This is a genomic window from Streptomyces solicamelliae (assembly GCF_045348655.1).
Classification (GTDB): domain Bacteria; phylum Actinomycetota; class Actinomycetes; order Streptomycetales; family Streptomycetaceae; genus Streptomyces; species Streptomyces solicamelliae.
The window spans coordinates 5,207,200-5,224,054 of the sequence record NZ_CP160404.1; the positions used below are offsets into that span (position 1 = coordinate 5,207,200).

16 protein-coding genes and 1 riboswitch are annotated in these 16,855 nt (G+C 71.1%); of the genes, 11 read left to right on the top strand and 5 right to left on the bottom strand.

What is annotated here, in order from left to right; all coding sequences use genetic code 11:
* Positions 1–43 precede the first annotated feature (43 nt).
* Positions 44–604: a TetR/AcrR family transcriptional regulator gene (locus ABZO31_RS24345; protein WP_406865459.1), complete on the top strand. Its 561-nt coding sequence runs from the start codon at positions 44–46 to the stop codon at positions 602–604.
* Here ABZO31_RS24345 and ABZO31_RS24350 read toward each other — a convergent pair.
* Entirely contained in the window at positions 582–1,091 is a 510-nt protein-coding gene (locus ABZO31_RS24350; RefSeq protein ID WP_406863396.1) for a peptidoglycan DD-metalloendopeptidase family protein, read from the bottom strand. The genes ABZO31_RS24345 and ABZO31_RS24350 overlap by 23 nt on opposite strands.
* A 278-nt stretch (positions 1,092–1,369) precedes the next feature.
* Here ABZO31_RS24350 and rpsB point away from each other — a divergent pair, with 278 nt between their 5' ends.
* The 9 genes from rpsB to ABZO31_RS24395 all read left to right on the top strand — a co-directional run bounded on the left by rpsB (position 1,370) and on the right by ABZO31_RS24395 (position 11,035).
* Positions 1,370–2,227, top strand: a complete 858-nt coding sequence (gene rpsB / locus ABZO31_RS24355) for a 30S ribosomal protein S2 (protein WP_406863397.1) — start codon at positions 1,370–1,372, stop codon at positions 2,225–2,227.
* A 102-nt stretch (positions 2,228–2,329) separates the two neighbouring features.
* Entirely contained in the window at positions 2,330–3,166 is an 837-nt protein-coding gene (tsf, locus tag ABZO31_RS24360) for a translation elongation factor Ts (RefSeq protein ID WP_406863398.1), read from the top strand.
* A gap of 161 nt (positions 3,167–3,327) precedes the next feature.
* A complete protein-coding gene (pyrH, locus tag ABZO31_RS24365) occupies positions 3,328–4,092 on the top strand; it encodes a UMP kinase (protein WP_406863399.1) in 765 nt (254 codons plus the stop codon).
* A 118-nt stretch (positions 4,093–4,210) separates the two neighbouring features.
* Positions 4,211–4,768: a ribosome recycling factor gene (gene frr, locus ABZO31_RS24370; protein ID WP_406863400.1), complete on the top strand. Its 558-nt coding sequence runs from the start codon at positions 4,211–4,213 to the stop codon at positions 4,766–4,768.
* Entirely contained in the window at positions 4,768–5,799 is a 1,032-nt protein-coding gene (locus ABZO31_RS24375) for a phosphatidate cytidylyltransferase (RefSeq protein WP_406863401.1), read from the top strand. The genes frr and ABZO31_RS24375 overlap by 1 nt, the downstream gene beginning before the upstream one ends.
* Positions 5,800–5,901: 102 nt before the next feature.
* Positions 5,902–7,014 carry a 23S rRNA (adenine(2503)-C(2))-methyltransferase RlmN gene (rlmN, locus tag ABZO31_RS24380; protein ID WP_406863402.1) on the top strand — a complete coding sequence of 371 codons (1,113 nt, stop codon included), beginning with the start codon at positions 5,902–5,904 and terminating at the stop codon, positions 7,012–7,014.
* Positions 7,015–7,043: 29 nt separating this feature from the next.
* Positions 7,044–7,153, top strand: a riboswitch (TPP riboswitch).
* Between the two features lie 80 nt (positions 7,154–7,233).
* Positions 7,234–8,322 carry a thiamine ABC transporter substrate-binding protein gene (locus ABZO31_RS24385; RefSeq protein WP_406863403.1) on the top strand — a complete coding sequence of 363 codons (1,089 nt, stop codon included), beginning with the start codon at positions 7,234–7,236 and terminating at the stop codon, positions 8,320–8,322.
* A 71-nt stretch (positions 8,323–8,393) separates the two neighbouring features.
* The gene (locus tag ABZO31_RS24390; protein ID WP_406865460.1) at positions 8,394–10,007 is read left to right on the top strand and encodes an ABC transporter permease; all 1,614 of its coding nucleotides are present in this window, start codon (positions 8,394–8,396) and stop codon (positions 10,005–10,007) included.
* Positions 10,007–11,035, top strand: coding sequence for an ABC transporter ATP-binding protein (locus ABZO31_RS24395; protein ID WP_406863404.1), 1,029 nt, complete (start codon positions 10,007–10,009; stop codon positions 11,033–11,035). Before ABZO31_RS24390 ends, ABZO31_RS24395 begins: the two co-directional genes overlap by 1 nt.
* A 151-nt stretch (positions 11,036–11,186) precedes the next feature.
* Here the strand turns inward: ABZO31_RS24395 and ABZO31_RS24400 are convergent, their stop codons facing one another.
* The 4 genes from ABZO31_RS24400 to ABZO31_RS24415 form a co-directional block, all read right to left on the bottom strand.
* On the bottom strand, positions 11,187–12,326 hold the full coding sequence (locus tag ABZO31_RS24400; RefSeq protein WP_406863405.1) for a hypothetical protein: 1,140 nt from the start codon (positions 12,324–12,326) through the stop codon (positions 11,187–11,189).
* Positions 12,308–13,036, bottom strand: coding sequence for an ABC transporter ATP-binding protein (locus tag ABZO31_RS24405; protein ID WP_406863406.1), 729 nt, complete (start codon positions 13,034–13,036; stop codon positions 12,308–12,310). Before ABZO31_RS24405 ends, ABZO31_RS24400 begins: the two co-directional genes overlap by 19 nt.
* 211 nt (positions 13,037–13,247) lie before the next feature.
* Entirely contained in the window at positions 13,248–14,636 is a 1,389-nt protein-coding gene (locus tag ABZO31_RS24410; protein ID WP_406863407.1) for an aspartate aminotransferase family protein, read from the bottom strand.
* Positions 14,621–15,112, bottom strand: coding sequence for an Lrp/AsnC family transcriptional regulator (locus ABZO31_RS24415; RefSeq protein ID WP_406863408.1), 492 nt, complete (start codon positions 15,110–15,112; stop codon positions 14,621–14,623). The genes ABZO31_RS24410 and ABZO31_RS24415 overlap by 16 nt, the downstream gene beginning before the upstream one ends.
* Before the next feature lie 204 nt (positions 15,113–15,316).
* Between ABZO31_RS24415 and ABZO31_RS24420 the strand changes: the two genes are divergently transcribed.
* Positions 15,317–16,753, top strand: a complete 1,437-nt coding sequence (locus ABZO31_RS24420; RefSeq protein WP_406863409.1) for a gamma-aminobutyraldehyde dehydrogenase — start codon at positions 15,317–15,319, stop codon at positions 16,751–16,753.
* Positions 16,754–16,855: the final 102 nt, after the last annotated feature.

The window sequence follows — 16,855 nt, forward strand, 5'->3', positions numbered from 1 at the left end:
CCGGTCGTACAGTGGAGCCGTGCCCAGGATTCGAGCGGCCTCCGTGGCCGAGCACCGGACCATGCAGCGCGGCGCCCTGCTCGACGCCGCGCGCTCCCTGCTGTCCGAAGGCGGGACGGAGGCGCTGACCTTCCCCGCCCTCGCCGAGCGCACCGGCCTCGCCCGCTCCTCCGTGTACGAGTACTTCCGCTCGCGTGCCGCGGTCGTCGAGGAGCTGTGCGCGGTGGACTTCCCGGTCTGGGCGGCCGAGGTGGAGGCGGCGATGGCCTCCGAGGAGAGCGCCGAGGGCAAGGTCGAGGCGTACGTCCGCAAGCAGCTCGACCTCGTCGGCGACCGGCGGCACCGCGCCGTCGTCGCGATCTCGGCCGGCGAGCTGGACGACGGCGCCCGCGAGAAGATCCGCGCGGCGCACGGCGGACTCGTCGCCATGATCGTCGAGGCCCTGGCCGACCTGGGGCAGGCCGAGCCACGCCTGTCCGCGATGCTCCTGCAGGGCATCGTCGACGCCGCCGTCCGCCGCATCGAGCTCGGCGCGGCCGAGCACCCCGACGCCATCGCCGACGCCGCCGTCGCCATGGCCCTCACGGGCCTCCGCCGGTCCTGACCGGTCCGCCGGTCACGGGCACCCCGGTCACCGGCAGCAGGCGCGACGGCCGGAGCCCGAGCAACGACAGCGGGTTCAGATAGAGGTCGCCTCTCAGCAGGCCCCAGTGGAGGCAGGTCGCCTCGCAGTGCGCCGGCGCCGCGGCCACCTTCGCCACCACCTCGCCCGCCCCCACCACCGCGCCCCGCTCCACCACCGGATCCACCGGGGAGTACGTCGTCCGCAACGGAGGGTCTCCCGTGTCCGGGAGCGTGATCGTGACGACCCCGCGGCCGGCCACCCGGCCCGCGAACGTGACCGTGCCCGCCGCCGTCGCGCGGACCGGGGCGCCCGGGGCGGCCGACAGGTCGACGCCCCGGTGGCCGGGGCCGTAGGGGGACGTGGGCGGGGACCAGGGACGGACCACCTCCGGTCGCGGTGGTCCCACGGGCCAGATGACGGCCAGGGGCAGGGTCAGGGCCAGCAGGAGGCTCGTCGTCGCGTTCATGGGGACAGCCTTCCGCCGTCCGCACCCTCCCACCGGCCGGCCGCCGGATCTGTGGATTACCGCCCGGTTGTGGACAGTGCCGTCACCCCCGTTGTGCACAGCGCCGTCACCCGGGACGCCCGGGGTCCCGTACACTTCCTATGGCGACCCGGGTCACCGGGTCGACTTCGCACGCCCCGCCACCGCCCTCACCGGTCGTGGCAGCGCCTTTCGGTCCCTCGTGGCACGGCGCGCCGGGGCGTCAGGACATAACCGAGAAAACCCAAGGAGATACGGCCATGGCCGTCGTCACGATGCGGGAGCTGCTGGAGAGCGGCGTCCACTTCGGTCACCAGACCCGTCGCTGGAACCCGAAGATGAAGCGCTTCATCTTCACCGAGCGCAACGGCATCTACATCATCGACCTGCTCCAGTCGCTGTCGTACATCGACCGCGCCTACGAGTTCGTCAAGGAGACCGTCGCGCACGGCGGCTCCATCATGTTCGTCGGCACGAAGAAGCAGGCCCAGGAGGCCATCGCCGAGCAGGCCACGCGCGTGGGCATGCCCTACGTCAACCAGCGCTGGCTCGGCGGCATGCTGACCAACTTCTCCACCGTCTACAAGCGCCTTCAGCGTCTGAAGGAGCTCGAGGCGATCGACTTCGAGGACGTGGCCGCCTCCGGCCTCACCAAGAAGGAGCTCCTGGTCCTCTCCCGCGAGAAGGCCAAGCTGGAGAAGACCCTCGGTGGTATCCGCGAGATGCAGAAGGTGCCGAGCGCCGTCTGGATCGTCGACACCAAGAAGGAGCACATCGCCGTCGGTGAGGCGCGCAAGCTCCACATCCCGGTCGTCGCGATCCTCGACACCAACTGCGACCCCGACGAGGTCGACTACAAGATCCCGGGCAACGACGACGCGATCCGCTCCGTCACCCTGCTCACCCGCGTGATCGCCGACGCCGTCGCCGAGGGCCTCATCGCCCGCTCCGGCGCCGCGACCGGCGACTCGAAGCCGGGCGAGAAGGCTGCGGGCGAGCCGCTCGCCGAGTGGGAGCGCGACCTGCTCGAGGGCGAGAAGAAGGCCGACGACGCGGAGAAGGCTCCCGAGGCCCCGGCTGCTGCCGAGGCTCCGGCCGCCGACGCCGAGCAGGCCTGACCTTCACACTTCGGTCGTCGACGGCGGGGGCTCACGAAGCCCCCGCCGTTGACCCGTAGATCTTCGTAGATCTTTCAGACTTCGAGAGAGAAATACAGACTCATGGCGAACTACACCGCCGCTGACGTCAAGAAGCTCCGCGAGCTCACCGGCGCCGGCATGATGGACTGCAAGAAGGCGCTCGACGAGGCCGAGGGCAACGTCGACAAGGCCGTCGAGGCGCTGCGCATCAAGGGCCAGAAGGGTGTCGCCAAGCGTGAGGGCCGCTCCGCCGAGAACGGCGCCGTGGTCTCCCTCATCGCCGACGACAACACCTCCGGCGTCATCGTCGAGCTGAAGTGCGAGACGGACTTCGTCGCCAAGGGCGAGAAGTTCCAGGCCGTCGCCAACACGATCGCCGAGCACGTCGCCAAGACCTCCCCGGCGGACCTCGACGCGCTGCTCGCCTCCGAGATCGAGGCCGGCAAGACCGTCCAGGCGTACGTCGACGAGGCCAACGCCAACCTCGGCGAGAAGATCGTCCTGGACCGCTTCGCGCAGTTCTCCGGCGCCTACGTCTCCGTCTACATGCACCGCACCATGCCCGACCTGCCGCCGCAGATCGGTGTCCTGGTCGAGCTGGACAAGGCCGACGCGGAGATCGCCAAGGGCGTCGCCCAGCACATCGCCGCCTTCGCGCCGAAGTACCTCGACAAGGAGGACGTCCCGGCCGAGGTCGTCGAGTCCGAGCGTCGCATCGCCGAGGAGACCACCCGCGCCGAGGGCAAGCCCGAGGCCGCGATCGCCAAGATCGTCGAGGGTCGCGTCAACGGCTTCTTCAAGGACGCCACGCTGCTCGGCCAGCCCTACGCGCTGGACAACAAGAAGTCCGTCCAGAAGGTTCTGGACGAGGCCGGTGTCACCCTGAAGCGCTTCGCGCGCATCAAGGTCGGCATCTGAGCCGGTACCTGATCGACCAGGGAGCCCGCTAGGGTTTCCACAGCAGTCGCCGGCCGCCCAGGCGCCGACGACGGCGGATCTGACGAGGAGGCCATTGCCGCAGGGACACCAGGACCCACCGGCAATGGCCTTCTTCGTCGTATGTGCACGAGGAGATCTCCATGAACCAGGGCGCCGCACAGGGCGACGACAACCACGCCAACAAGGCCGGCCGCTTCATGCTGAAGCTGTCCGGTGAGGCCTTCTCCGGCGGCACCGGCCTCGGCGTCGACCCCGACGTCGTGCACGCCATCGCACGCGAGATCGCCGCGGTCGTCCGCGGCGGCGCGGAGATCGCGATCGTGATCGGCGGCGGCAACTTCTTCCGGGGGGCCGAGCTCCAGCAGCGCGGCATGGACCGGGCCCGCTCCGACTACATGGGCATGCTCGGCACCGTCATGAACTGCCTGGCGCTCCAGGACTTCCTGGAGAAGGAGGGCATCGACTCCCGCGTCCAGACCGCCATCACCATGGGCCAGGTCGCGGAGCCGTACATCCCGCTGCGTGCCGTGCGGCACCTGGAGAAGGGCCGTGTGGTCATCTTCGGTGCGGGCATGGGCATGCCGTACTTCTCCACCGACACCACCGCGGCCCAGCGGGCCCTGGAGATCGACGCCGAGGCCCTGCTCATGGGCAAGAACGGCGTCGACGGCGTGTACGACTCCGACCCGAAGGCCAACCCGGACGCGGTCAAGTTCGACGCGCTGGAGTACAGCGAGGTGATCGCCCGGGACCTGAAGGTCGCGGACGCCACCGCCATCACGCTCTGCCGCGACAACAACCTCCCGATCCTCGTCTTCGAGCTTCTCGCGGAGGGCAATATCGCCCGTGCGGTGAAGGGTGAGAAGATCGGCACTCTCGTGAGCGACCAGGGCACCCGGGCCTGAAACCGGTACCGCCCCTCCCCCAGTGCCTTGAGGGCCTGGGGGGACCCCATGGGATGGACAAAGCCCTGCCGGTCGTACACCGTGCAGGACAAGACGCGACGACACGCAGGAGCAACTGGTGATCGAAGAGACCCTCCTCGAGGCCGAGGAGAAGATGGAGAAGGCCGTCGTGGTCGCCAAGGAGGACTTCGCCGCGATCCGCACCGGCCGTGCGCACCCGGCGATGTTCAACAAGATCGTGGCCGACTACTACGGCGCCCTCACGCCCATCAACCAGCTCGCGTCCTTCTCGGTGCCCGAGCCGCGCATGGCCGTGGTGACCCCGTTCGACAAGAGCGCCCTGCGCAACATCGAGCAGGCCATCCGCGACTCCGACCTCGGCGTCAACCCGAGCAACGACGGCAACATCATCCGTGTGACGTTCCCGGAGCTCACCGAGGAGCGCCGCCGCGAGTACATCAAGGTCGCCAAGGGCAAGGCCGAGGACTCGAAGATCTCGATCCGCTCCGTGCGCCGCAAGGCCAAGGAGAGCATCGACAAGGCCATCAAGGACGGCGACATCGGCGAGGACGAGGGCCGTCGCGCGGAGAAGGAGCTCGACGACCTCACCGCGAAGTACGTCGCGCAGGTCGACGAGCTGCTCAAGCACAAGGAAGCCGAGCTTCTCGAGGTCTGATGAACGACTCTTCCTGGGGAGCCCCCCCGGCCCCCGCCGGTGTCCGGGGACCCGACCAGGGACCCGCCCCGGCGGGTCCCGGGGGGCCGCTTCCGGCGGGTCCCGCATACGATCTGCATCAGGCGCAGCAGACTGCGCCCATGCCCATCGTGCCCGATGTTCCGGCCGCCGGAGACCAGGAGCCCATGCCCACGCCGCCCCCGCCCCCGCAGAAGAAGAGCGCGGGCCGTGACCTGGGGGCGGCGATAGGGGTCGGCGTCGGACTCGGCGCCGTGATCATCGCCTCGCTGTTCATCTGGAAGGCCGCGTTCGTCGGCGTCATAGCGGTCGCCGTCGTCGTCGGGCTCTGGGAGCTCACCACCCGTCTGCAGGAACGCAAGGGCATCAAGGCCCCGCTCGTCCCGCTCGGGGTCGGCGGCGCGGCGATGGTCGTCGCCGGGTACGTCCGCGGGGCGGAGGGCGCCTGGGTCGCGATGGCGCTGACCGCCCTCGCGGTGCTGGTGTGGCGCATGACGGAGCCCCCCGAGGGCTACCTGAAGGACGTCACGGCCGGCGTCTTCGCCGCGTTCTACGTGCCGTTCCTGGCGACGTTCGTGGCGATGATGCTGACGGCGGACGACGGGGCCCAGCGGGTGCTGACGTTCCTGCTGCTCACGATCGTCAGCGACACCGGCGCGTACGCGATCGGCTGGCGCTTCGGCAAGACCAAGCTGGCCCCCCGCATCAGCCCCGGCAAGACCCGGGAGGGCCTGCTCGGCGCGGTGGGCTTCGCGATGGCGGCGGGCGCGCTGTGCATGGAGTTCCTGATCGACGACGGCTCGTGGTGGCAGGGTCTGCTGCTGGGCCTGGCGGTGGCGGCGAGCGCGACGCTCGGCGACCTCGGCGAGTCGATGATCAAGCGCGACCTGGGCATCAAGGACATGGGCACGCTGCTCCCCGGGCACGGGGGCATCATGGACCGCCTGGACTCGCTGCTGCCGACCGCCCCGGTGGTCTGGCTGCTGCTGGTGCTGTTCGTCGGCTCCGGCTGATCGCGGACCACGGGCCACGGGCGGAAGTCTCCCGTGCCGTTACCCTGGAAGGGCGCGCTGCTCCGAGCGGCGCGCCTTTCGTCATTACGAGGAGTACCTGCCATGGCCCGCCCCGCACCGGGAGAGCTCACCTTCGTCGCCCCCCGCGGAGCCAAGAAGCCGCCGCGGCATCTCGCCGACCTCACGCCCGCCGAGCGCAAGGAGGCCGTCGCAGCGATCGGCGAGAAGCCCTTCCGCGCGAAGCAGCTGTCGACGCACTACTTCTCGCGGTACGTGCACGACCCCGCCCAGTGGACCGACATCCCCGCCGCCGCCCGCGAGAAGCTGGCCGGGGAGCTGCTGCCCGACCTGATGTCCGTCGTCCGGCACATCTCCTGCGACGACGACACCACCCGCAAGACGCTGTGGCGGCTGCACGACGGCACGCTCGTCGAGTCCGTGCTGATGCGGTACCCGGACCGGGTCACCATGTGCATCTCCTCGCAGGCCGGCTGCGGCATGAACTGCCCGTTCTGCGCCACCGGCCAGGCCGGCCTGGACCGCAACCTGTCGACCGCCGAGATCGTGCACCAGATCGTCGACGGCATGCGCGCCCTGCGCGACGGCGAGGTCCCCGGCGGCCCCGCCCGCCTGAGCAACATCGTCTTCATGGGCATGGGCGAGCCGCTCGCCAACTACAACCGCGTCGTCGGCGCGATCCGCCGCCTCACCGACCCCGAGCCCGACGGCCTCGGCCTGTCGCAGCGCGGCATCACCGTCTCCACCGTCGGCCTCGTCCCCGCGATGCTGCGGTTCGCCGACGAGGGCTTCAAGTGCCGGCTCGCCGTCTCGCTGCACGCCCCGGACGACGAGCTGCGCGACACCCTCGTCCCGGTGAACACCCGCTGGAAGGTCCGCGAGGTCCTCGACGCCGCCTGGGAGTACGCGGAGAAGTCCGGCCGCCGGATCTCCATCGAGTACGCCCTGATCCGCGACATCAACGACCAGGCCTGGCGCGGCGACCTCCTCGGCCGGCTCCTCAAGGGCAAGCGGGTGCACGTCAACCTGATCCCGCTCAACCCGACGCCCGGCTCCAAGTGGACCGCGTCCCGCCCTGAGGACGAGAAGGCGTTCGTCGAGGCCATCGCCGCGCACGGCGTCCCGGTGACCGTCCGGGACACCCGCGGCCAGGAGATCGACGGTGCCTGTGGACAGCTCGCGGCCAGCGAACGCTGAGCTTGTACCCTGAGCTCGAACACATCTGCATATTCCGACAGGGGAGCGCCACAGCGCTGAGAGTGCGGCACCGTCAGGCCGCAGACCCTCTGAACCTTGCCCAGGTCATTCTGGGTAGGAAGTTCGGACGTTAACTCGAGCTGTTGCGCCCTGCCCGCGACCGGTCTCCGGTCGCGGGCAGGGCCGCGTCTCTTCCTGGTCACACCCAGGAGGAATCCAGTGCACACCAAGAAGCTGGCCGCCGTCGCGGTCGCCACGGCGCTCGGCGTCACGACCCTCGCCGCCTGCGGCGGCGACAAGGCCGACACCTCCGGCGAGGGCACGAAGTCCAAGACCGTCACGCTCGTCAGCCACGACTCGTTCAACGCCTCCAAGGAGGTGCTGGCCGACTTCACGCGGCAGACCGGCTACACCGTGAAGGTCCTCAAGAGCGGCGACGCCGGCGAGGCCCTCAACAAGGAGATCCTCACCAAGGGCTCCCCGCAGGGCGATGTCTTCTTTGGCATCGACAACACCCTGCTCTCCCGCGGTCTCGACAACGGCCTGTTCGAGCCGTACGAGGCCAAGGGCCTGGAGCGGGTCCCGGCCGAGCTGCAGCTCGACAAGGACAAGCACCGGGTCACCCCGATCGACACCGGCGACATCTGCGTCAACTACGACAAGAAGTACTTCGCCGACAAGAAGCTCGCCCCGCCGCAGACCTTCGACGACCTGGCGAAGCCCGCGTACAAGGACCTGCTCGTGGTGGAGAACCCCGAGCGCTCCTCCCCGGGCCTCGGCTTCCTGCTCGGCACCGCCGCGCAGTACGGCGACGAGGGCTGGCAGGACTACTGGAAGAAGCTCAAGGCCAACGGCGTGAAGACCGTCGACAGCTGGGAGCTCGCCTACAACCAGGAGTTCTCCGGCTCCGCGGGCGGCGCGAAGGCCAAGGGCGACCGGCCGCTGGTCGTCTCGTACGCCTCCAGCCCGCCGGTCGAGGTGCTGTACGCCGAGCCGCAGCCGAAGGAGGCCCCGACGGGCGTCTCCACGGGCACCTGCTTCCGGCAGACCGAGTTCGCGGGCCTGCTGACCGGGGCGAAGAACACCGAGGGCGGCAAGGCGCTGATCGACTTCCTGATCTCGAAGAAGTTCCAGGACGACATGCCGCTCCAGATGTTCGTCAACCCGGTGGCCGAGGACGCGACGCTGCCGGAGCTGTTCACGAAGCACGGGGCGGTGATCGCCAAGCCGCAGACGATGGCTCCTGAGAAGATCGCCGAGAAGCGTGAGCAGTGGATCCAGTCGTGGTCGTCGATCGTCCTGAAGTAAGCCGTCCCGACGTCGGCCGGGCCCCGGCCGTCCACCGGGACCTGCGCGGGAGCGCGGCGCGGCTCGGCCTGATGGCCCTGCCCGTCGCGTTCTTCGCGGTCTTCTTCGCCTGGCCCGTCGTGTCGATCGTCGCCCGCGGCGTGAAGACGGACGGGACCTGGCAGTTCGGCCGGATCGGCGAGACGCTGAGCCGGCCGGACATCCTCGAGGTGCTCTGGTTCACGCTCTGGCAGGCGGCCGCGTCGACGGCGCTGACGCTGCTGGTCGCGCTGCCCGGCGCGTACGTCTTCGCCCGGTTCGACTTCCCCGGCAAGACGGTGCTGCGGGCCGTCGTGACGGTGCCGTTCGTGCTGCCCACGGTCATGGTCGGCACGGCGTTCCTGGCGCTGGCCGGGCGGGGCGGGCTGATGGACGAGCTGTGGGGGCTGCGGCTCGACACGACGGTGTGGGCGATCCTGCTCGCGCACGTCTTCTTCAACTACGCGGTCGTCGTACGGACCGTCGGCGGCCTGTGGGCGCAGCTCGACCCGCGGCAGGAGGAGGCCGCACGGGTCCTCGGCGCGTCCCGGTGGCAGGCCTGGCGGCGGGTGACGCTGCCCGCGCTGGTGCCGTCGGTGGCCGCGGCGGCGCTGATGGTCTTCCTGTTCACGTTCACGTCCTTCGGCGTCGTGCAGATCCTCGGCGGCACGTCGTACTCCACGCTGGAGGCCGAGATCTACCGGCAGACGGCGCGGTTGCTCGACCTGCCGACGGCGGCGGTGCTGACGCTGGTGCAGTTCGCGGCCGTGGGCACGATCCTCGCGGTGCACGCCCGGACGGTACGGCGCAAGGAGACCGCGCTGCAGCTGGTCCCCGCCGGGAGCACGGCGCGCCGGCCGCGCGGGGCGGGCCAGTGGGCGCTGCTCGGCGGGGTCCTCGCGTCGGTGGCGCTGCTGATCCTGCTGCCGCTCGGCACGCTGGTGGAGCGGTCCTTCGCCGGTCCCGACGGGTACGGCCTCGGCTACTACCGGGCGCTGGGCTCGCTCGACGAGGCGGGCACCTTCCTCGTGCCGCCGCTGGAGGCGATCGGGAACTCGCTGGAGTACGCGCTGGTCGCCACCGCCATTGCGCTGCTGATCGGCGGGCTCGCCGCGGCGGCGCTGACGACGCGGGCGGGGCGGCTCGTGCGCGGTTTCGACGCGCTGCTGATGCTGCCGCTCGGGGTCTCGGCGGTGACCGTCGGCTTCGGGTTCCTGATCACCCTGGACGAGCCGCCGCTGGACCTGCGGGCCTCGTGGATCCTGGTGCCCCTGGCGCAGGCGCTGGTCGGCGTGCCCTTCGTCGTACGGACGATGCTGCCGGTGCTGCGGGTGGTCGACGCGCGGCTGCGGGAGGCGGCGGCCGTGCTGGGGGCCTCGCCGCTGCGGGCCTGGCGGGAGGTGGACCTGCCGATGGTGTGGCGGGCACTGCTGATCGCCGCCGGGTTCGCGTTCGCGGTGTCGCTCGGCGAGTTCGGGGCGACGGTGTTCATCGCCCGGCCCGACAACCCGACGCTGCCGGTCGCGGTGGCCCGGCTGCTCGGCCGGCCGGGGGAGCTCAACTACGGGCAGGCGATGGCCCTGTCGACGATTCTGATGGCGGTGTGCGCGGTGGCCCTGCTGCTGCTCGAACGGCTGCGCACCGAGCGGACCTCCGGGGAGTTCTGATGCTGAGGCTGGACGGCGCGACGGTACGGTTCGGGGCGCGCGCCGCGCTCGACGCGGTGGACCTGGAGGTCGCCGAGCACGAGATCGTGTGCGTGCTCGGGCCGAGCGGCAGCGGCAAGTCGACACTGCTGCGGGCCGTCGCCGGGCTGCAGGAGCTGGACGGCGGCCGGGTGCTGCTCGGGGGCTCGGACCAGAGCGGGGTGCCGGTGCACCGGCGCGGGGTGGGCCTGATGTTCCAGGATCATCAGCTGTTCCCGCAGCGGGACGTGGCGGGGAACGTCGCGTTCGGGCTGCGCATGCACGGCGTGGACCGGGCGGAACAGGCCGCGCGCGTGGGGGAGTTGCTGGACCTGGTCGGTCTGCCGGGTGCGGAGCGGCGGGCCGTCGCCGAGCTGTCCGGCGGGGAGCAGCAGCGCGTGGCGCTGGCCCGGGCGCTCGCGCCGCGGCCGCGGCTGCTGATGCTGGACGAGCCGCTGGGGCAGCTGGACCGAGGGCTGCGGGAGCGGCTGGTCGTCGAACTGCGGCAGCTGTTCGGGCGGTTGGGTACGACGGTGCTGGCGGTCACGCACGACCAGGGCGAGGCGTTCGCGCTCGCCGACCGGGTGGTGGTGATGCGGGACGGCCGGATCGCCCAGACCGGTACGCCCCTTGAGGTGTGGCAGCGGCCGGCCTCGGAGTTCGTGGCCCGCTTCCTCGGCTTCGACAACGTCGTGGGGGCGACGGTGACGGGCGAGTCCGCGGCCACCCCCTGGGGCAAGGTCCCGGTCCCGGAGGGCTCTGCCCAGGGTCCGGCGCGGCTGATGATCCGCCCGACCGGCGTCCGCGTGCTCCCGTCCGGCGAGGGCCTCCCCTGCACGGTCGAGGCCCGCACCTTCCGCGGCCACCACGCCGCCCTCCTCCTCCACCCGATGGACGATGCCCCCGCACTGGAGGCCGAGGTCCCCCTCCGGGACGCCCCGGAACCGGGCACGGAGGTCGGCGTGGACTTCGCGGCGGACGAGGTCGTCCTCCTGGGGGAGTCGCCTTGACCCGGCAGACGTTCGCCTGTCGAGCGGGTCGGCGGGTATCCGCGGCGTGGCAGCGCCCTTCAGGGGCGCGGGTCTGTGACATATGCGGCTCCGCCGCGTGCGCGCGACCCGCCACGACGGACCCGCGGGCGGCCAACGGCCCCGACGACGCTCACCCCTTCAGCGGCGCCGCCGCCAGCGTGGCGATGGTCCACGTCAGCGGGACGAACACCGCCAGCAGCGCCGCAACCCGCAACAGCGCCGCCTGACGCAGGACCGTCGGCGGGGCGCCCAGGCGGGTCAGCGCGGCCGTGGTGTGGGTGCGGGTCTGCTTGGACTCCAGTGCCGCGGTCAGCAGCGTGGCGGTCGTGCAGGCGACGACCAGCGTCGCGCCCAGCGCGGTCAGGGGGCCGGAGCCGCCGGGGCCGAGGCCGCCGACGGTCACCGCGGCGATCGCGGCCGAGGCCACGGCGGCGACCACGCCCAGCGGCCGGCCGATCCGGCCCGCCTCGGCCATCAGCACCCGGCCCGCCAGGAGCCGCGTCGCCCCCGGGCGGAACAGCTGCAGCAGGCGGCCCGAGACGTACGTGAGCGCCGGGCCCGCGAGTGCCAGGCCCGCCGCCGTCAGCGCCCAGCCCGCGAGGGCGCCCACCGGGCCGGCCTCGAAGCGGCCCGGCAGCGTCGCCGCCTCGCCCCCGCCGCGCGCCGCGTACGTCTCCACCGCGAGCCCGGACGTCAGCAGCGCCACGCCCCAGGGCAGCCCGCCGGGCATGTCGCCGACACGCGCCTCGGAACCGCGCTCCGGCCGGGGCCGCAGCGCCAGGGCGGCGGCGGTCGCGGCGGCCACCGGCAGGACGGCGAGCAGGGTGAGCGCCGCGGCGAGCGGCAGCGGCCGGTCGGCGCCGAGCAGCTCCGCCGCGGCCCCGTCGAACGGCAGCCCGGTGATGTCGCCCCGCAGGTGCAGGTAGAACAGCAGCGCCACGGCCGAGCCGAGGGTGCAGGCGACCGCCGTGGACGCGGCGGCGAGCGCGGTCAGCCGGGCGGGCCCGAGCCCGACCGCGGACAGTCCGGGGCGGGGCCGGGTGCTGGGGTCGGTACGGGCCACGGCGACGGCGAACTGCACGGTCGCCGCCAGCGGGATCACGCACCACAGCAGCCGCAGCGAGGAGGCCGGCGCCTGCGCGGGGTGCCCGGCGGCGTAGCCGAGGGTGCACAGCAGCAGGAAGCCCACGCCCGCCGCGGCCGCGGCGACCAGCAGGCGCCGCAGCAGCACCAGCGGGTGGGAGCCCCGGGTCAGACGGAGAGCGAGCACGCGGCGCGGCCCTCCGAACCGGTCGGCGGGACGGTGGCGACCCGGCGGCCGTCGACGAGCCCGACGGCCCGGTCGGCGAGCCCGGCCACCTCGGGGTCGTGGGTGGCGAGGAGCACGGTGATCCGGTGCGAGCGGGCCGCGGCGGTCAGGGTGCGCAGCACCTGGGCGCCGTCGGCGCGGTGCAGGGTGGCGGTGGGCTCGTCGGCGAAGACCACGGACGGCGTGGTGACCAGGGCCCGCGCGGTGGCGATCCGCTGCCGCTGGGACTGGGTGAGGTCGTGCGGCCGCTTCCGCGCGGCGGCGCCGATGTCGAGCCGGTCCAGCCATTCCGTGGCGGCGGCCTTCGCGGTGCGGTGCGAGACGCCGCGCAGCAGCAGCGGCAGGGCGGCGTTCTCCCAGGCGGTCAGCTCGGGCACGAGTCCCGGCTCGGGGTCGATCCAGCCGAACCTGTCGCGGCGCAGCCGCTCGCGCTGGACGAGGCTCAGGGTGTGTACGGGCCCGCTGTTGAACCAGACCTCGCCCTTGTCGGCGACGAGCTGGCCGGACAGGCAGCGCAGCAGGGTCGTCTTGCCGCTTCCGCGCGGTCCGGTGACGGCGAGGATCTCGCCCTCGCGGACACCGAGGGAGACCCCGCTGAGGGCGGGGGTGCCGCCGAGGGAGTGGTGCAGGGAGCGTGCCCAGAGCACGTCGTTGTCCGGTGGGGCCACCATCGCGTACACCTCGTTGTCGGATCTGATGTGTGTTCCCCCTTTAGGGGGAACGAGGAGACGGGCCTGTGGGTCACGTGGGTCACTCGGCACCGTAAGGATTCAGATCCGCTTGTACGGACAGCACGCGGCCCGGGCCGCCGCCATCCACTCGGATGGCGGCATGCCCGGGCCGGGGGTCACGCCGTGAGGGCGGCGTGATGACGGGGGATCGTCAGAGCTTGGTCCACGCCTCGGTGAGGGTGGCACGCAGGATCTGCTCGATCTCGTCGAACGTGGACTGGTCCGAGATCAGCGGCGGAGCCAGCTGGATCACCGGGTCGCCACGGTCGTCGGCGCGGCAGTACAGGCCGTTGTCGAACAGCGCCTTGGAGAGGAAGCCGTACAGGACGCGCTCGGTCTCCTCGTCGTTGAAGGACTCCTTGGTGGCCTTGTCCTTCACCAGCTCGATGCCGTAGAAGAAGCCGTTGCCGCGGACGTCGCCGACGATCGGCAGGTCGTGCAGCTTCTGCAGCGTCGACAGGAAGTTGCACTCGTTGTCGAGCACGTGCTGGTTGAGCTTCTCCTTCTCGAACAGGTCGAGGTTGGCGAGGCCCACGGCCGCGGAGACCGGGTGGCCGCCGAAGGTGTAGCCGTGCAGGAAGGTGTTGTCACCCTTGTAGAACGGCTCGGCCAGACGGTCCGAGACGATGCAGGCGCCGATCGGGGAGTAGCCCGAGGTCATGCCCTTCGCGCAGGTGATCATGTCCGGCACGTAGCCGAACTTGTCGCAGGCGAAGGTGGTGCCGAGGCGGCCGAAGGCGCAGATGACCTCGTCGGAGACGAGCAGCACGTCGTACTTGTCGCAGATCTCGCGGACCCGCTGGAAGTACCCCGGCGGCGGCGGGAAGCAGCCGCCGGCGTTCTGCACCGGCTCCAGGAAGACGGCCGCGACGGTGTCCGGGCCCTCGAAGAGGATCTCCTGCTCGATCTGGTCGGCGGCCCAGCGGCCGAAGGCCTCCGGGTCGTCGCCGAAGAGCGGGGCGCGGTAGATGTTGGTGTTCGGCACCTTGTGCGCGCCGGGGACCAGCGGCTCGAAGGGGGCCTTCAGGCCGGGCAGGCCGGTGATGGACAGAGCGCCCTGCGGGGTGCCGTGGTAGGCGACCGCGCGGGAGATGACCTTGTACTTGGTCGGCTTGCCGGTCAGCTTGAAGTACTGCTTGGCCAGCTTCCAGGCGGTCTCGACCGCCTCGCCGCCACCGGTGGTGAAGAAGACCTTGTTGAGGTCGCCGGGGGCCTCGTGGGCGAGACGCTCGGCGAGCTCGACGGCCTTCGGGTGGGCGTAGGACCACACCGGGAAGAAGGCGAGCTCCTGGGCCTGCTTCGCGGCCACCTCGGCGAGCTCGGTACGGCCGTGTCCGGCCTGGACCACGAACAGGCCGGCGAGGCCGTCGAGGTACTTCCTGCCCTTGTCGTCGTAGATGTAGGTGCCCTCACCGCGGACGATGGTGGGGACGGGGTTGTTCTCGTAGGACGACATGCGGGTGAAGTGCATCCACAGGTGGTCGTACGCGGACTTTGAGAGGTCGCTGCGGTCCTGGCTCACGGCTATCGGGTTCCCCACATGTAGGTCTGCTTCTTGAGCTTCAGGTAGACGAAGCTCTCGGTGGACCGCACGCCGGGGAGCGTGCGGATCCGCTTGTTGATCACTTCCAGAAGGTGGTCGTCGTCCTCGCAGACGATCTCCACCATCAGGTCGAACGAGCCCGCGGTCATGACCACGTACTCGCACTCCGGCATGGCCGTCAGCGCCTCGGCGACCGGATCCAGGTCACCCTCGACGTTGATGCCGACCATCGCCTGTCGCCTCAGGCCCACGGTGAGCGGGTCGGTGACGGCGACGATCTGCATGACGCCCTGGTCGAGCAGCTTCTGGACGCGCTGCCGCACGGCGGCCTCGGACAGGCCGACGGCCTTGCCGATGGCGGCGTACGGCCGGCGGCCGTCCTCCTGGAGCTGTTCGATGATCGCCAGGGAGACGGCATCGATCGTCGGGGACGAACCGGTCCCGGTTCTGGAGTGGGTGCTTTGACTGGCCACGCCCTCACTGTGCACGAGGTTCGTCGGTCTGGCAACCCGAGAGCGATGAAATTCGTTGTCTGAGGTTCGCAATCACACTGAATCCGAAGTTGGTGGGCTTCGGGCCTGTTGAAAGCGTCGGTCGAGCGTTTAGGCTTGGGTGTCTCATCCATTGGGACACGCACGACGACGTGCGACACAGAACGTGACAGGAGGGGTGGCAAAGTGACCACCGAGCTGCGCCGGCTGCGCAACTACATCAACGGGGAGTTCCGGGACGCGGCCGACGGCCGCACGATCGACGTGATCAACCCGGCCACCGGCGAGGTGTACGCGACCTCGCCGCTCTCCGGCCAGGCCGACGTCGATGCCGCCATGGAGGCCGCCGCGGCCGCCTTCCCCGCCTGGCGCGACGCCACGCCCGCCGAGCGCCAGAAGGTCCTCCTCAAGATCGCCGACGCCTTCGAGGAGCGTGCCGAGGACCTGATCGCCGCCGAGGTCGAGAACACCGGCAAGCCGGTCGCGCTCACCGCGAGCGAGGAGATCCCGCCGATGGTGGACCAGATCCGCTTCTTCGCGGGTGCCGCCCGGATGCTCGAGGGCAAGTCCGCCGGCGAGTACATGGAGGGCATGACCTCGATCGTCCGCCGCGAGCCGGTCGGCGTCTGTGCCCAGGTCGCGCCGTGGAACTACCCGATGATGATGGCCGTGTGGAAGTTCGCCCCGGCCCTCGCCGCGGGCAACACGGTCGTCCTCAAGCCCTCGGACACCACCCCGGCGTCGACGGTGCTGATGGCCGAGATCATCGGGCAGATCGTCCCCAAGGGCGTCTTCAACGTCGTCTGCGGCGACCGCGAGACCGGCCGTGCGATGGTCGAGCACCCGACCCCGGCCATGGCCTCGATCACCGGCTCCGTGCGCGCCGGCATGCAGGTCGCCGAGTCGGCGTCCAAGGACGTCAAGCGCGTCCACCTGGAGCTGGGCGGCAAGGCCCCGGTCGTGGTCTTCGAGGACACCGACATCGCCAAGGCCGTCGAGGACATCGCCGTGGCCGGCTACTTCAACGCCGGCCAGGACTGCACGGCCGCCACCCGCGTGCTCGTGCACGAGTCCATCCACGACGAGTTCGTCGCCGCCCTCGCCAAGACCGCCGCCGAGACCAAGACCGGTCAGCCGGACGACGAGGACGTGCTCTACGGCGCGCTGAACAACGAGAACCAGCTCAAGCAGGTCTCCGGCTTCATCGACCGCCTCCCGGCCCACGCCAAGGTCGAGGCCGGCGGCCACCGCGTCGGCGACAAGGGCTTCTTCTACGCCCCGACCGTCGTCTCCGGCCTCAACCAGGACGACGAGATCGTGCAGCACGAGGTCTTCGGCCCGGTCATCACCGTCCAGTCCTTCCGGGACGAGGAGCAGGCCCTGGAGTTCGCGAACGGCGTCGAGTACGCCCTCGCTTCCTCCGTCTGGACCAAGGACCACGCCCGCGCGATGCGCATGTCCAAGGCCCTCGACTTCGGCTGCGTGTGGATCAACACCCACATCCCGCTGGTCGCCGAGATGCCGCACGGCGGCTACAAGAAGTCCGGCTACGGCAAGGACCTGTCGGCGTACGGCTTCGAGGACTACACGCGCATCAAGCACGTGATGACGTCCCTGGGCTGAACCGCCCGGCCCTGACGCGGCCCCGGCACCCTGACCGACAGGGTGCCGGGGCCGCGGCGTCCGGGTCGACGGACCGGCGGGACTTCGCGAAGCGGTGGAACT

What these genes read in the sequence shown, in the direction of transcription:
- ABZO31_RS24350 (WP_406863396.1), bottom strand. Translation starts at nt 1,091, where the DNA reads ATGAACGCGACGACGAGCCTCCTGCTGGCCCTGACCCTGCCCCTGGCC.
- rpsB (WP_406863397.1), top strand. Translation starts at nt 1,370, where the DNA reads ATGGCCGTCGTCACGATGCGGGAGCTGCTGGAGAGCGGCGTCCACTTC.
- tsf (WP_406863398.1), top strand. Translation starts at nt 2,330, where the DNA reads ATGGCGAACTACACCGCCGCTGACGTCAAGAAGCTCCGCGAGCTCACC.
- pyrH (WP_406863399.1), top strand. Translation starts at nt 3,328, where the DNA reads ATGAACCAGGGCGCCGCACAGGGCGACGACAACCACGCCAACAAGGCC.
- ABZO31_RS24375 (WP_406863401.1), top strand. Translation starts at nt 4,768, where the DNA reads ATGAACGACTCTTCCTGGGGAGCCCCCCCGGCCCCCGCCGGTGTCCGG.
- rlmN (WP_406863402.1), top strand. Translation starts at nt 5,902, where the DNA reads ATGGCCCGCCCCGCACCGGGAGAGCTCACCTTCGTCGCCCCCCGCGGA.
- ABZO31_RS24390 (WP_406865460.1), top strand. Translation starts at nt 8,394, where the DNA reads ATGGCCCTGCCCGTCGCGTTCTTCGCGGTCTTCTTCGCCTGGCCCGTC.
- ABZO31_RS24395 (WP_406863404.1), top strand. Translation starts at nt 10,007, where the DNA reads ATGCTGAGGCTGGACGGCGCGACGGTACGGTTCGGGGCGCGCGCCGCG.
- ABZO31_RS24405 (WP_406863406.1), bottom strand. Translation starts at nt 13,036, where the DNA reads ATGGTGGCCCCACCGGACAACGACGTGCTCTGGGCACGCTCCCTGCAC.